This window comes from Pelomicrobium sp. P1 (assembly GCF_052805615.1).
On record NZ_JBRBEM010000011.1, the window covers coordinates 74574 to 88464 of the forward strand.

General features: G+C 67.8%; 14 protein-coding genes. All 14 read left to right on the forward strand.

What is annotated here, in order from left to right:
- Positions 1–8 precede the first annotated feature (8 nt).
- A complete protein-coding gene (locus ACUVYZ_RS11880) occupies positions 9–1211 on the forward strand; it encodes a phosphoglycerate dehydrogenase (protein ID WP_439934658.1) in 1203 nt (400 codons plus the stop codon).
- A complete protein-coding gene (gene pheA / locus ACUVYZ_RS11885; protein ID WP_439934659.1) occupies positions 1195–2259 on the forward strand; it encodes a prephenate dehydratase in 1065 nt (354 codons plus the stop codon). Before ACUVYZ_RS11880 ends, pheA begins: the two co-directional genes overlap by 17 nt.
- Before the next feature lie 2 nt (positions 2260–2261).
- Positions 2262–3356: a histidinol-phosphate transaminase gene (gene hisC / locus ACUVYZ_RS11890; RefSeq protein WP_439934660.1), complete on the forward strand. Its 1095-nt coding sequence runs from the start codon at positions 2262–2264 to the stop codon at positions 3354–3356.
- Positions 3353–4228: a prephenate dehydrogenase gene (locus ACUVYZ_RS11895; RefSeq protein ID WP_439934661.1), complete on the forward strand. Its 876-nt coding sequence runs from the start codon at positions 3353–3355 to the stop codon at positions 4226–4228. Before hisC ends, ACUVYZ_RS11895 begins: the two co-directional genes overlap by 4 nt.
- A complete protein-coding gene (aroA, locus tag ACUVYZ_RS11900; RefSeq protein ID WP_439934662.1) occupies positions 4225–5535 on the forward strand; it encodes a 3-phosphoshikimate 1-carboxyvinyltransferase in 1311 nt (436 codons plus the stop codon). Before ACUVYZ_RS11895 ends, aroA begins: the two co-directional genes overlap by 4 nt.
- A gap of 53 nt (positions 5536–5588) precedes the next feature.
- Positions 5589–6239 carry a (d)CMP kinase gene (cmk, locus tag ACUVYZ_RS11905; RefSeq protein WP_439934663.1) on the forward strand — a complete coding sequence of 217 codons (651 nt, stop codon included), beginning with the start codon at positions 5589–5591 and terminating at the stop codon, positions 6237–6239.
- Positions 6240–6486: 247 nt separating this feature from the next.
- A complete protein-coding gene (rpsA, locus tag ACUVYZ_RS11910; RefSeq protein WP_439934724.1) occupies positions 6487–8202 on the forward strand; it encodes a 30S ribosomal protein S1 in 1716 nt (571 codons plus the stop codon).
- A gap of 10 nt (positions 8203–8212) precedes the next feature.
- Positions 8213–8515: an integration host factor subunit beta gene (locus ACUVYZ_RS11915; RefSeq protein WP_439934664.1), complete on the forward strand. Its 303-nt coding sequence runs from the start codon at positions 8213–8215 to the stop codon at positions 8513–8515.
- A 132-nt stretch (positions 8516–8647) separates the two neighbouring features.
- On the forward strand, positions 8648–8908 hold the full coding sequence (locus ACUVYZ_RS11920) for a LapA family protein (protein ID WP_439934665.1): 261 nt from the start codon (positions 8648–8650) through the stop codon (positions 8906–8908).
- A 47-nt stretch (positions 8909–8955) separates the two neighbouring features.
- A complete protein-coding gene (gene lapB, locus ACUVYZ_RS11925) occupies positions 8956–10131 on the forward strand; it encodes a lipopolysaccharide assembly protein LapB (protein WP_439934666.1) in 1176 nt (391 codons plus the stop codon).
- Positions 10128–10826 carry an orotidine-5'-phosphate decarboxylase gene (gene pyrF / locus ACUVYZ_RS11930; RefSeq protein ID WP_439934667.1) on the forward strand — a complete coding sequence of 233 codons (699 nt, stop codon included), beginning with the start codon at positions 10128–10130 and terminating at the stop codon, positions 10824–10826. The genes lapB and pyrF overlap by 4 nt, the downstream gene beginning before the upstream one ends.
- 40 nt (positions 10827–10866) lie before the next feature.
- Positions 10867–11802, forward strand: coding sequence for a D-glycero-beta-D-manno-heptose-7-phosphate kinase (gene rfaE1, locus ACUVYZ_RS11935; RefSeq protein WP_439934668.1), 936 nt, complete (start codon positions 10867–10869; stop codon positions 11800–11802).
- An 18-nt stretch (positions 11803–11820) separates the two neighbouring features.
- Positions 11821–12828, forward strand: a complete 1008-nt coding sequence (gene rfaD, locus ACUVYZ_RS11940; RefSeq protein ID WP_439934669.1) for an ADP-glyceromanno-heptose 6-epimerase — start codon at positions 11821–11823, stop codon at positions 12826–12828.
- Between the two features lie 54 nt (positions 12829–12882).
- Complete coding sequence (gene cysM, locus ACUVYZ_RS11945) at positions 12883–13800, forward strand: cysteine synthase CysM (RefSeq protein WP_439934670.1); 918 nt, start codon at positions 12883–12885, stop codon at positions 13798–13800.
- The last annotated feature ends 91 nt before the right edge of the window (positions 13801–13891 follow it).

The following is a 13891-nucleotide window of genomic DNA, read 5'->3' on the forward strand; positions in this document are numbered from 1 at the left end:
CTCGAAGCATGGCCGAACGCTATCACATCCTGACGCTCAACAACATCTCGCCCCAGGGCCTTAAGCGCTTTCCTGGAGCGCGCTACACGGTGGGCCCCCACGTCCCGGAGCCGGACGCCATCCTAGTGCGCTCCCACAACATGCTCAAGATGGAGATACCGGCGAGCGTGAAAGCCATCGGGCGCGCCGGGGCGGGCACCAACAACATCCCCGTGGAGCGCATGACCGAGCGGGGCGTGCCGGTGTTCAACACTCCGGGGGCCAACGCCAACGCGGTGAAGGAGCTGGTGGTGGCGGGCATGCTGATGGCCGCTCGCAACCTGGTGCCGGCGATCCGCTTCACCGAAGGCCTCATGGGGGACGAGACGACCCTGCACCGCCTGATCGAGGAGGGTAAGAAGCAGTTCGCCGGCTTCGAGCTGCCGGGCAGGACTCTAGGCGTCATCGGCCTGGGGGCGATCGGCAGCCTGGTGGCCGACGCCGGGATCAAGCTGGGAATGAAGGTGGTGGGCTACGATCCGGAAATCACCGTGGAGGCGGCCTGGAGCCTGCCCTCCCAGGTACGCAAGGCCCACACCCTGGAAGAGCTGGTGCGGGCAGCCGACTTCGTGACCGTCCACGTGCCCCTGCTCGACATGACGCGCCACCTGGTGGATCACAAGCTGGTGCACAAGATGAAGCCGGGAGCGATCCTGCTCAACTTCGCCCGCGACGGGGTGGTGGACGTGGAGGCCGTCCTGGCCGGCCTCTCCGAGCACCGCATCAAGTATTACGTGACCGATTTCCCCCATCCCGGCCTGGTGCATCACCCCGCCGTGATCGCCCTGCCTCACCTGGGCGCCTCCACCCAGGAGGCGGAGGACAACTGCGCCGTGATGGTGGTGGATCAGGTCATGGACTACCTGGAAAACGGCAACATCGTGAACTCGGTCAACTTCCCGACGGTGGTGATGGCCCGGGAATCCCCCTATCGTATTGGGGTGGCCAACATGAACGTGCCCAACATGGTGGGCCAGATCTCCACCGCCATGGCCAGGGCCGGGCTCAACATCCACAACATGCTGAACAAGTCCCGGGGTGCGGCCGCCTACACCCTGGTGGATCTGGACAGCCCGCCGCCACCCCGGGTGATCGAGGAGATCGCCGCGATTCCGGGCGTGCTGGCGGTGCGCTATCTCCCCTCCGGAGACGGCCATGAGCGAGCCGATTGACGAGTTGCGCAGCCGCATCGACGCGTTGGACGCCGAGCTGCTGAAGCTGCTCAACCAGCGCGCCGAGCTGGCGCGGCAGATCGGCGGCCTCAAGAACGGGAACGTCTACCGGCCGGAGCGGGAGGCCCAGGTGCTTAAGCGGCTCAAGCGATTGAACGGGGGGCCGTTGCCAGCGGAGGCGGTGGAGCGGCTGTTCGTGGAGATCATCTCCGCCTGCCGGGCGCTGGAGGAGCCGATCACCGTGGCCTACCTGGGGCCGGAGGGCACCTTCTCCGAAGAGTCGGCGATCAAGCGTTTCGGCAGTGCCGCGGCGGGGACTCCCTGCGCCTCCATCGACGAGGTGTTCCGGGCGGTGGAATCCCAGCGCGCCCACTACGGGGTGGTGCCGGTGGAGAACTCCACCGAAGGCGCCGTGGGCCGCACCCTGGATCTGCTGCTGCAGACGCCCCTCAAGGTGTGCGGGGAAATCATGCTGCAGGTCCACCAGGCCCTGCTGTTCAACGGGGAAAGCTTGGCTCAGGTGAAACGGGTCTACTCCCATCCCCAGTCCTTCGCCCAGTGCCAGCAGTGGCTCGCGGCTAACCTCTCCCACGCCGAGCGGGTGACGGCACCGAGCAACGGGGAGGCGGCCCGCCTGGCGGCCCAGGAGCCGGGGGCGGCGGCCATCGCCAGCCGGCGCGCCGCCGGCCGCTTCGGGCTCAAGGTGTTCGCGGAGAACATCGAGGACGACCCGCGCAACACCACCCGCTTCCTGGTGATCGGCCCCGAGGATGCGGGCCCCTCGGGCGCCGACAAGACCTCCCTGGTCATTTCCACCACCAACCGCCCAGGAGCCATGCGCGACCTGCTGGAGCCCTTCGCCCGCCGCCGGATCGACCTCACCCGGCTCGAATCCCGGCCTTCGCGCACCGGGCTGTGGGAGTACGTGTTTTACGTGGACATCAAGGGCCATCGGGAGGATTCTCCGGTGGCGGCGGCCCTCACTGAGGTGCGGGAGAAGGCCTCCCTCTTCAAGATCCTCGGGTCGTACCCGTGCGCCAAGGACTGACGGTGGACGTATGTGAGCTCTCGCCCGGGTATGTGCGCGCCATCGCGCCGTACCAGCCGGGCAAGCCCATCTCCGAGCTGGAGCGGGAGTTGGGCTTGAGGGAGGTGGTCAAGCTCGCTTCCAACGAAAACCCTCTGGGGCCCAGCCCCCGGGCCCTGGCAGCCGTGCGGGAGGCACTACCGGAGCTCTCCCGCTATCCCGACGGTAACGGCTTCGAGCTGAAGGCGGCCCTGTGCCGCAAGCTGGGGGTCAACATGGATCAGGTGGTGCTGGGTAACGGCTCCAACGACGTGCTGGAGCTGGTGGCCCGGGCGTTCCTGACCCCGGGCCTCTCCGCCGTCTATTCCCGGCACGCCTTCGCCGTGTACCCCCTGGCGGTGCAGGCCATCGGCGCCCAGGGAATCGAGGTGCCGGCGCGGGACTACGGGCACGACCTGGAGGCCATGCTGGACGCGATCGAGGAGCATACCCGCCTGGTCTTCATCGCCAATCCCAACAACCCCACGGGGACGATGGTGAGCCCGGCCCAGCTCCTGGCCTTCCTGCGCCGCGTCCCGCCCACGGTGGTGGTAGTGCTGGACGAGGCCTATTACGAGTACCTGTCCCAGGAAATGAAGAGCCGCAGCGAGACCTGGATCGGGGAGTTCTCCAACTTGGTGGTGACCCGCACCTTCTCCAAGGCCTACGGGCTGGCGGCCTTGCGGGTGGGCTACGCCTTGGCGCCGCCGCGTATCGCCGACCTCATGAACCGGGTGCGCCAGCCGTTCAACGTGAACACCCTAGGCCAGGTCGCCGCCACCGCAGCGCTCGAAGACACAGAATTTGTGGCCAAGAGCGTGGCTCTCAACCGGGCGGGAATGATCCAGATCACCGCGGGGCTGATGGAGCTTGAGCTTTCCTTCATCCCGTCCTACGGCAACTTCGTCTGCTTCCGGGTGGGGGACGCGAACGGCGTGTTCCAGGCGCTCCTGCGCAAGGGGGTGATCGTGCGGCCGGTGGCGAGCTACGGCCTGCCCGAACACCTGCGGGTGAGCGTAGGCCTGGAGTCGGAGAACGCCCGCTTCCTCGCCGCCTTGCGGGAGGTGCTGGCCGGGTGAGGGACGTCCGGCTCAAGAAGCTGGTGGTGGCGGGCGTGGGCCTGATCGGCGGCTCCTTCGCCCTGGCGCTGAAGGCGGCGGGCCGGGTGGAGCGGGTGGTAGGCGTGGGACGCAGCAGCGCCAACCTGGAGCGGGCCCTGGCTGCAGGCGTGGTGGACGAAACGGCCGGATCCCTGGAGACGGCGCTGCCCGGAGCCGACCTGGTACTGCTGGCGGCACCGGTGGGCCAGAACGCGCGCCTGATAGCCCGGCTCGCGGCGGGGCTCGACGGCCGCACCCTGGTGACCGACGCGGGCAGCACCAAGCAGGACGTGGTGGCGATCACCCGGAAACTTCTCGGCCATCACCTGCCCCGCTTCGTTCCTGCCCATCCCATCGCGGGCGCGGAGAAAAGCGGCGCGGGCGCGGCCACCGCGGCCCTCTACCGGGACCGCACCGTGGTGCTCACGCCCCTGCCGGAAACCGATCCCCAGGCCCGGGACACGGTCCGCGCCCTGTGGGAAGCGTGCGGGGCGCGGGTGGTGGAAATGGCCCCGGAGCGGCACGACCGGATCCTGGCGGCCGTGAGCCATCTCCCCCATCTGCTCGCCTTCGCCCTGATGGATCTCATCGCGGGCGAGCCCGAGGCCGAGACCCTGTTGCGCTTCGCCGGCCCCGGCTTCCGGGACGTGACCCGCATCGCCGCCAGCTCCCCGGAGATGTGGCGGGACGTGTGCCTCGCCAACCGGGCGACCTTGCTCGAGCTGATCGACGCCTACCGGTCCAGGCTTGATGAGGTGCGCGGCCGGCTGGCCCAAGGGGACGGGGAAGGTCTCGAGCGGCTCTTCACCCGGGCCCGTGAGGCGCGCCAACGACTGGACGAGGAAGCATGAGCACCCTCTATCGCGTCAACCCCGGCGGTGCGGTGCGCGGCCGGCTGCGGGTCCCCGGGGACAAATCGATTTCCCACCGGGCCATCATGCTGGGCTCCATCGCCGAGGGCACGACCCGGATCACGGGCTTCCTGGAAGGCGAGGACGCCCTGGCCACCATGAATATCTTCCGGGCCCTGGGCGTGCCCATCGAGGGCCCGGCGCAAGGCCGCGTCATGGTGCATGGCGTGGGCCCGCGGGGGCTGCGGGCGCCGGTCCGGGAGCTGGACTGCGGCAACTCCGGCACCTCCATGCGGCTGCTGGCGGGGCTGCTGGCGGGGCAGCCGTTTACCTCCGTGCTCACCGGGGACGCATCTCTGCGGCGGCGACCCATGCGGCGCGTGACCGAGCCCCTGGCGCGCATGGGGGCACGCATCGAAACGGCTCCCGAGGGCCGGCCGCCCCTCACGGTCTACGGCACCACCCGGCTCAAGGGCGTGGAGCACACCCTGCGAGTGGCGAGCGCCCAGGTGAAGTCCGCCCTCTTGCTGGCGGGCCTCTACGCCAGCGGGCGCACCTGCGTGACCGAGCCGGCCCCCACCCGGGACCATACCGAACGGATGCTGCGCGCCTTCGGCTATCCGGTTCTCTCCTCCGGTTCCACCGTGTGCGTGGAAGGGGGCGGCAAGCTCACCGCCTGCGAGATCGAGGTGCCCGCGGACATCTCCTCCGCCGCCTTTTTCTTGGTGGCGGGAAGCATCGCGCCGGGGTCCGATCTAACCCTTACCCACGTGGGGGTCAATCCTTCCCGCACCGGCGTGCTGGAAATCTTGAGGCGCATGGGCGCCAACATCACCTTCGTGAACCCGCGGGAGGTGGGGGGAGAGCCGGTGGCCGATCTGCGGGTGCGGCACGCGCCGCTTAAGGGCATCGAGGTGCCGCCCGAGCTGGTGCCCCTCGCCATCGACGAGTTCCCGGTGCTGTTCGTCGCCGCGGCCTGCGCGGAGGGCGAGACCCTGGTGACCGGCGCCGAAGAGCTGCGGGTGAAGGAAAGCGACCGCATCGCCGTGATGGCCGAGGGGCTGCGCCGCCTGGGGGTGGATGCACAGCCGATGCCCGACGGCATGCGCATCCGGGGCGGCGCCTACGGGGGCGGAGTGGTGGACAGCCACGGCGACCACCGGGTGGCCATGGCCTTCGCCGTGGCGGCCCTGCGGGCCGGCGGGCCCATCGAGATCCTGGATTGCGCCAACGTGGCCACCTCGTTTCCGGGGTTCGTTCCCGCGGCCCGCAGCGTGGGCCTGGACATCGAAGAGCATAAGGGGTAGGGGCGGCCTCGGGGTGAGACGTGACGGACAGGGGTGTTGAAGAAAGCCCACCGGTGATCGCCATCGACGGCCCTTCCGCCTCGGGCAAGGGAACCATTGCCCAGGGGGTGGCCCGGGCCCTCGGGTTCCATTACCTGGATAGTGGCGCCCTCTACCGCCTGGTGGCCCTGGCCGCCCGGCGCCAGGGCATCGGGCTTTCCGACCCGCAGGCGCTGGCGGCCTTGGCCCAGGGGCTCGAGGCCACCTTCGACGGCGACCAGGTGATCCTGGAAGGGGAGCGGGTGACCGACGCGATCCGCAGCGAAGAGGTGTCCCAGGCCGCCTCCCGGGTGGCCGCCCTGGCACCGGTGCGCTCCGCCCTCCTCGCGCGGCAGCGGGCCTTCCGGCAGCCGCCGGGGCTGGTGGCCGAAGGGCGGGACATGGGCACCCAGGTCTTTCCCGACGCGCGGCTCAAGATCTTTCTCACCGCCAGCGCCGAGGAACGGGCCCGGCGCCGTTATAAGCAGTTGATGGACAAAGGAATGCGTGTTAGCATGAGCGACCTCGTTAGGGAGATCGCCGAGCGCGACCGCCGGGACCGCGAACGGGCCGTGGCGCCCTTGAGACAGGCCGAGGACGCAGTCCTGATCGATACCACCTCGCTCACCGTCGACGAGATCGTGCGGGCGGTGGTGGAGCGCTATCGGTCCCTGGCGCCGTGTTGAACGCCTCCGGTAAATGGTTGACGAATTGGTTGACGAATCATTTATCGTTGTTCTTCCTCTCCCGGGAGAGGGTGGACGGGAGGAGGCCGAGCGTCCTCGAGCATTTTGAAGACGCTCGATAGGGTTGTCACCGGAATTCTTTGCCGGCCCGGCATCTCATGAGCCGCCGGCGCGGAACGCAAGTGACTGTTTATCAACTTATCCCGCTTGAGCAAAAGGGCGGGTTTTTTATCGGACTCTTTTGATGATGGCTAACGTTTCCCCTGCATCCCAGACCGGTGAGACTTTCGCGGCCCTGTTCGAGGAAAGCCTGGCGCGCAAGGAGATGCGCGTGGGCGAGGTGATTACCGCGGAAGTCGTGCGGGTCGATCCCAATTACGTGGTGGTCAATGCAGGGCTCAAGTCGGAAAGCCTCATTCCCATCGACGAGTTCCGCAACGACCGGGGCGAGATCGAGGTCAAGCCGGGCGATTTCGTGAGCGTGGCCATCGAAGCGCTGGAAGACGGCTACGGCGAAACGCGGCTTTCCCGGGAGCGGGCCAAGCGCCTGGCCGCCTGGCACGACCTGGAGCGGGCGATGGAAAAAGGCGAGCTGGTCAAGGGGGTGGTGGCCGGCAAGGTGAAGGGCGGCCTCACCGTCATGATCAACGGCATCCGCGCCTTCCTTCCTGGGTCCCTGGTGGACATCCGGCCGATGAAGGACACCTCCCCCCTCGAGGGCAAGGAGCTGGAGTTCAAGGTCATCAAGCTTGACCGCAAGCGCAACAACGTGGTGGTGTCGCGCCGGGCGGTGCTGGAGCAGACTCTGGGCGCCGAGCGCCAGGCCCTGCTGGAGAGCCTGAAGGAGGGGGCGGTGGTGAAGGGCATCGTCAAGAACATCACCGACTACGGCGCGTTCGTGGACCTGGGCGGCATCGACGGCCTGCTGCACATCACCGACCTGGCGTGGCGCCGGGTGAAGCATCCTTCCGAGGTGCTTTCGGTGGGCGACGAGGTCACCGCCAAGGTGCTCAAGTTCGACCAGGAGAAGAACCGGGTCTCCCTGGGCCTCAAGCAACTGGGCGAGGATCCCTGGGTCGGCATCTCCCGCCGCTATCCCCAGGGCACACGCCTCTTCGGCAAGGTCACCAACATCACCGACTACGGCGCCTTCGTCGAGATCGAGGAAGGCATCGAGGGGCTGGTGCACGTCTCCGAGATGGACTGGACCAACAAGAACATCCACCCGTCCAAGGTGGTGCAGGTGGGCGACGAGGTGGAGGTCATGATCCTGGAGATCGACGAGGAGCGCCGGCGCATCTCCCTGGGGATGAAGCAGTGCATGCCCAACCCGTGGGAAGAATTCGCCATGAACTTCAAGAAAGGCGACCGGGTGAAAGGGCAGATCAAGTCCATCACCGACTTCGGCATCTTCATCGGGCTTCCGGGCGGCATCGACGGCCTGGTGCATCTGTCCGACCTGTCCTGGAGCGCTCCTGGGGAGGAGGCGGTGCGCCAGTACAAGAAAGGCGACGAGGTGGAAGCCGTGGTGCTCGCCATCGACGTGGAGCGGGAGCGCATCTCCCTGGGCATCAAGCAGCTCGAGGGCGACCCCTTCACGGCCTACGTGGCCAAGCACGACAAGAACTCCATCGTCTCCGGCACCGTCAAGTCCATCGACGCCAAGGGCGCCGTGATCCAGCTCGACAACGACGTGGAAGGCTACCTGCGGGCGTCGGAAGTGTCCCGGGACCGGGTCGAGGATATCCGCACGCGCCTGAAGGAGGGCGACGCCGTCGAGGCGATGATCATCAACGTGGATCGCAAGAACCGCACCATCAACCTGTCCATCAAGGCCAAGGATCTGGCCGAGCAGAACGAGGCGCTGCAGAAGATGGCGGCCGAAAGCGCCTCCGGTGCGGGCACTACCAACCTGGGAGCGCTGCTCAAGGCCAAGCTGGACGGGAAGAACACCGAAGAATAAGGGCCTGACCATGACCAAGTCGGAACTGATCGCGCGGCTGGCGGCGCGCCATCCCCAGTTGGTAGCGAAAGACGCGGAGCTGGCGGTGAAAATGATCCTGGACGCGATGGCTTCCAGCCTCGCCAAGGGCGAGCGCATCGAGATCCGGGGGTTCGGCAGCTTCGGCCTGAACTACCGCCCGCCACGCATCGGGCGCAACCCCAAGTCCGGAGAGAAGGTGGAGGTGCCGGAGAAGTACGTACCCCACTTCAAGGCCGGCAAGGAACTGCGGGAGCGGGTGGACTATAACAGCAAGAAACCGTCGTCGTCCTGAGCCCATGGCGCCGGCCCAGGGCGGCCCGGGGCCTGCCGGCGCCCATGAGCGGTCGGCGCGGCGCGTTCCGATGCCCGGTGCGCCGCCGGGGCATTCCAGCGCCATGAGGATTCTTCCGCCGGCGATTCGCCTATGCGCATTCTCTCCTGGATCGTTCGCATCGTCCTGTTTCTTCTGCTGCTCACCTTCGCCCTGAAGAACATGGACCCGGTGACGGTCCGCTACTACCTGGGCATGGAGTGGCAGGCCCCCCTCGCTCTGGTGATCTTCGCGTTCTTCCTGGCCGGGCTGGTGGTGGGCATCCTGGCCGGTTTCATCGGCGAGCTGGGGCGGCGCCGCCGGCGCAGGGCCCAGGCCCTCCAGGCCCAGTCGCCCCCAGACCCCCGGGCCTAGCCCGGATACTGCGCGGGCGTCCGATCGCACCGCCTCTGCCGAGCGCCATGGAGTTCGAATACTGGTGGTTTCTGGCCCTGCCCCTGTTCTTCGCCCTGGGGTGGATGGCGGCCCGGGTGGACATCAACCAGCTTTTGTCCGAATCCCGGCGCGTTCCCTCGTCCTATTTCAAGGGGCTCAATTTCCTGCTCAACGAGCAGCCGGACAAGGCGATCGAGGCCTTCATCGAGGTGGTGAAGGTGGACCCGGAGACCATCGAGCTGCACTTCGCTCTGGGGAGCCTCTTTCGCCGCCGGGGCGAGGTAGAGCGGGCGATCCGCATGCACCAGAACCTGGTGGAGCGCGAGGACCTGCCCCGGGAGTTCCGCGAGGACGCCCTCTACGAGCTGGCCCAGGACTACTTCAAGGCGGGGCTCCTGGACCGGGCCGAGGAACTGCTGCACCAGCTCGAAGGGACGCGGCATGAGCAGGCGGCCCTCAAGCAGCTCCTCGAGATCTACGAGACCGAAAAGGATTGGGACAAGGCCATCGCCACCTCCCGGCGCATGGACGCCATCACGGGCCAGTCGAGCGCCAAGGACATCGCCAATTACTACTGCGAGCAGGCGGCCGCCGCCATGACCCATTCGCGCCCGCAGGAAGCGCGGGAGCGGCTGCAGGAGGCGCTCCAGGTGAATCGCAAGTGCGTGCGCGCCAATCTCCTGCTCGGGGAGCTAGAAATGCAGCAGGGCAACCCGGCGGAGGCCATCGCGGCGTGGAAGAGGATCGAGACCCAGAATCCCGCCTATTTTGCCCTGGTGGCCGAGCGACTGATGGAGGCGTACCGCCAACTGGGCAAACCGGAGGAGGGACTGCAGTTGCTGCGCAGTTACCTGGCCTTGCAGCCTTCGGTGGACCTCCTGGACGCGGTGTTCCGGGGGACCTTGGAGCTGCAGGGCACCGAGGCGGCCTACCGGCTGGTGCGGGAGGAGCTGCGCCGCCATCCCACCCTCCTCGGGCTCGACCGGCTGCTGGAAGCTCAGCTCCTGGAGACCCCGCCCGCGCGCCGCCCGGACCTGGAACTGATCAAAAGCCTGGTCCAGAACCACACCCGCAGCCTGGCCATGTACCGGTGCTCGGCCTGCGGTTTCCGCGCCCGCCAATACTACTGGCGCTGCCCCGCCTGCGGGGGCTGGGAGACGTACTCGCCCCTGCGCACGGAAGAGAAGGAGCTCACCCATTGAACGACGGTCCGCGCATCGTAGTGGCCCTGGACGTGGGCTCCCGTCAAGAGGCCCTGGAGCTCGCCCGGGTGCTGGATCCGCGGCTGTGCCGCGTAAAGGTGGGTAAGGAGCTGTTCGTGGCCGAAGGGCCGCGGCTGGTTCGGGAGCTCGCGGGAAGCGGGTTCGACGTGTTCCTGGACCTCAAATTCCACGATATTCCCCACACCGTGGCCCGAGCCTGCCGGGCGGCCGCCCGACTGGGCGCCTGGATGCTCACCGTCCACGCCCTGGGCGGGCGGGCCATGCTGGCCGCGGCGGCCGAGACCCTGGAGGGCCTCAGCCCCCGCCCGCGGTTGGTAGCCGTGACGGTACTCACGAGCCTCGTCCCTTCGGACCTGGAAGAGGTGGGCATCGGGGGGCCGCTGGAGGAAGCGGCGCTCAGGCTCGCGCGCCTCGCCCAGGCCTGTGGCCTGGACGGGGTGGTGTGCTCGCCCCTGGAGGCGGCGCGCCTGCGCGCCGCCCTGGGTCCGGATTTTCGCCTGGTCACGCCCGGGGTGCGGCCTTCGGGTCCTGCCAGCGATGACCAGCAGCGGGTGGCCGCGCCCCGGGAGGCGCTGGCGGCCGGCGCCGATTATCTGGTCATCGGACGGCCCATTACCCGCGCCCCCGATCCCCGGGCGGCCCTGGAGGCCGTCCATCGTGAGATCCACGACTGACAGGAGCGTGCGTCTGGTGGCTGCCTTCTCCGTTCCCCCGATGCGAAACTTGCGCGCGGCCCGCGTGCTGGTGGTGGGCGACGTCATGCTGGACCGCTACTGGTTCGGCGAAGTGAGCCGCATTTCTCCGGAAGCCCCGGTGCCCGTGATCAAGATCGAGCGGGTCGAGGAACGGCCCGGCGGAGCGGCCAACGTGGCCCGCAACGCGGCGGCCCTGGGGGCCCAGGTGTGGCTGCTCTCGGTGGTGGGGGACGACGAGGCGGGCGCGGCCCTGGAGCGGCTGCTGGCCAGGGAGTCGGTGCAGGCGGTGCTGCACCGGGATCCCCAGCTCACCACCACTATCAAGCTGCGCGCCATCGCCCGCCACCAGCAGCTCCTGCGCATCGATTTCGAGACCCCGCCGTCCCACGAGGTGCTCGCCTCCAAGCTGGAAGACTTCAAGCGCCTGCTGCCTCAGGCGGACGTGGTGGTACTCTCCGACTACGGCAAAGGGGGGCTTGCCCACATCGAGCAGATGATCGCGCTCTCCACGGCCAACGGCAAACCGGTGCTGGTGGATCCGAAGGGGGACGACTACAACCGCTACCGGGGAGCGACGCTTCTTACCCCCAACCGCAGCGAGTTCCGGGCGGTGGCGGGAAGCTGGAAGAGCGAGCAAGAGCTCACCGAGAAAGCCCAGCGCCTGCGCCAGGAGCTCGAGCTCACGGCGCTGCTTGTCACCCGCAGCGAGGAAGGCATGACCCTCTACCGCCAAGGGGACGTGCTGCACGAGCCGGCGGACGCCAAGGAGGTATTCGACGTGTCTGGGGCTGGCGACACGGTCATCGGCACCCTAGGGGTGATGCTGGCGGCGGGGGCCGATCTTCCCACCGCGGTGCGCATTGCCAATCGGGCGGCCGGCATCGTGGTAGGGAAGCTGGGAACGGCGGTGGTGAAGCCCGACGAGCTATTCGAGCCGGGCGAAGACGAACTCTGAGAAGGGATTGGGAAAGGCATGGCTTCCCTTTATTACGTAGTCACTGGCGCAGCCGGTTTTATCGGCTCCAACCTGGTCAAGGCGCTCAACGAGCGGGGCGAGACCCACATCCTCGCCGTGGACAATCTCAAGCGGGCGGACAAGTTCCGCAACCTAACGGACTGCGAGATCGCCGATTACCTGGACAAGGAGGAGTTCCTGGAGCGGCTCCGGCAGGGCGAGTTCGAGGGCACGGTGGCGGCGGTGCTGCACCAGGGGGCCTGCTCCGACACCATGGAGACGGATGGCCGCTACATGATGGAGAACAACTACCGCTATTCCCTGGCGCTCCTGGAGTTCTGCCAGAACGAGAGCGTGCCGCTCCTGTACGCCTCGTCGGCGGCGGTCTACGGCGCGGGCACCGTGTTCAAGGAGGCGCGGGAGTTCGAGGCGCCGCTCAACGTCTACGGCTACTCCAAGTTCCTGTTCGACCAGGTGGTGCGCCGCCGGCTGCCGGAGGCGACCGGGCCGATCGTGGGCCTGCGCTACTTCAACGTATACGGGCCGCGGGAGTCCCACAAGGGCCGCATGGCCTCCGTGGCCCACCACCTGTTTCATCAGTACCGGCGCGAGGGACGGGTGCGCCTGTTCCAGGGCTCCGGAGGCTACGACGACGGCGAGCAGCGGCGGGACTTCGTCTCGGTGGAGGACGTGGTCCAGGTGGTCATGTATTTTCTCGAGACCGGGGAGATCTCCGGCATCTTCAACGTGGGCACCGGGGTCTCCCAGACGTTCAACGACGTGGCGCTCGCTACCGTCAACGCCTGTCGGGCGGCCGAAGGCTTGCCGCCCCTTACCCTGGCGGCGTTGCGGGATCAGGGCATCATCCAGTACGTGCCGTTTCCCGAGGCCCTGGAGGGCAGGTATCAGAGCTATACCCAGGCGGACGTGAGCGCCCTGCGCCGGGCCGGCTATCAAAAGCCGTTCCTCACGGTGGAGGAGGGCGTCAGCCGCTACGTGAAGGCTCTGCTCCAAGGCTCGCCCTGACGGGCCGGTGGATGGGATAATCCCCGGGGCGATTCCAACCGAAGCGTGGATTGAATGAACGAGGCAACCGCGGGCAAAAGCGTCCGCTACCCGAGCATCGAAGACTTCGTCGGCAACACGCCCTTGGTGCGGCTCAAGCGCCTGCCGGGCAGGACCCGCAACGTAGTGCTGGCGAAGCTGGAGGGCAACAACCCGGCAGGATCGGTGAAAGACCGGCCAGCGCTCTACATGATCAAGCGCGCCGAGCAGCGCAGGCGGATCAAGCCGGGCGACACCCTGATCGAAGCGACCAGCGGCAACACCGGCATCGCCCTAGCCATGGCGGCGGCCATCATGGGCTACCGCATGGTACTGGTGATGCCCGAGCACCTTTCCCTGGAGCGGCGGCAGACCATGCGGGCGTTCGGCGCTGAAATCATCCTCACGCCCAGGGAGGGCGGGATGGAAGAGGCCCGGGACGTGGCCAACCGCATGCGGGACGAGGGGCGGGGCGTGATCCTGGACCAGTTCGCCAATCCGGACAATCCCCTTTCCCACTACGAGGGCACCGGCCCGGAGATCTGGCGCGACACCCGGGGCACCCTCACCCATTTCGTGAGCAGCATGGGCACCACCGGCACCATCATGGGGTGCTCCCGCTTCTTCAAGGAAAAGAACCCGGCCATCCAGATCGTCGGGGTGCAGCCCGAGGAGGGGGCCCAGATCCCGGGCATCCGCAAGTGGCCGGAGGCCTATCTTCCGGCGATCTACGATCCGTCCCGAGTGGACCGCATCGAGCTGGTATCCCAGGCGGAGGCCGAGGAGATGACCCGGCGCCTGGCGCGGGAAGAGGGCATCTTCGCCGGGATTTCTTCCGGCGGCGCCATGGCGGTGGCGCTGAAGATCTCGCGGGAAGTGGAGAACGCGGTCATCGTCTCCATCGTTTGCGACCGGGGGGATCGGTATCTCTCCACCGGCGTGTTTCCCGCCTGAGGAACCTCCAGCGCCTGGCCTTGCGCCGCGCCTTCGGGCCGGCGCTGCCTGGGCCCTCCTTCTCCTGAGCGCGGGCGGCGCTTCTCCTTCC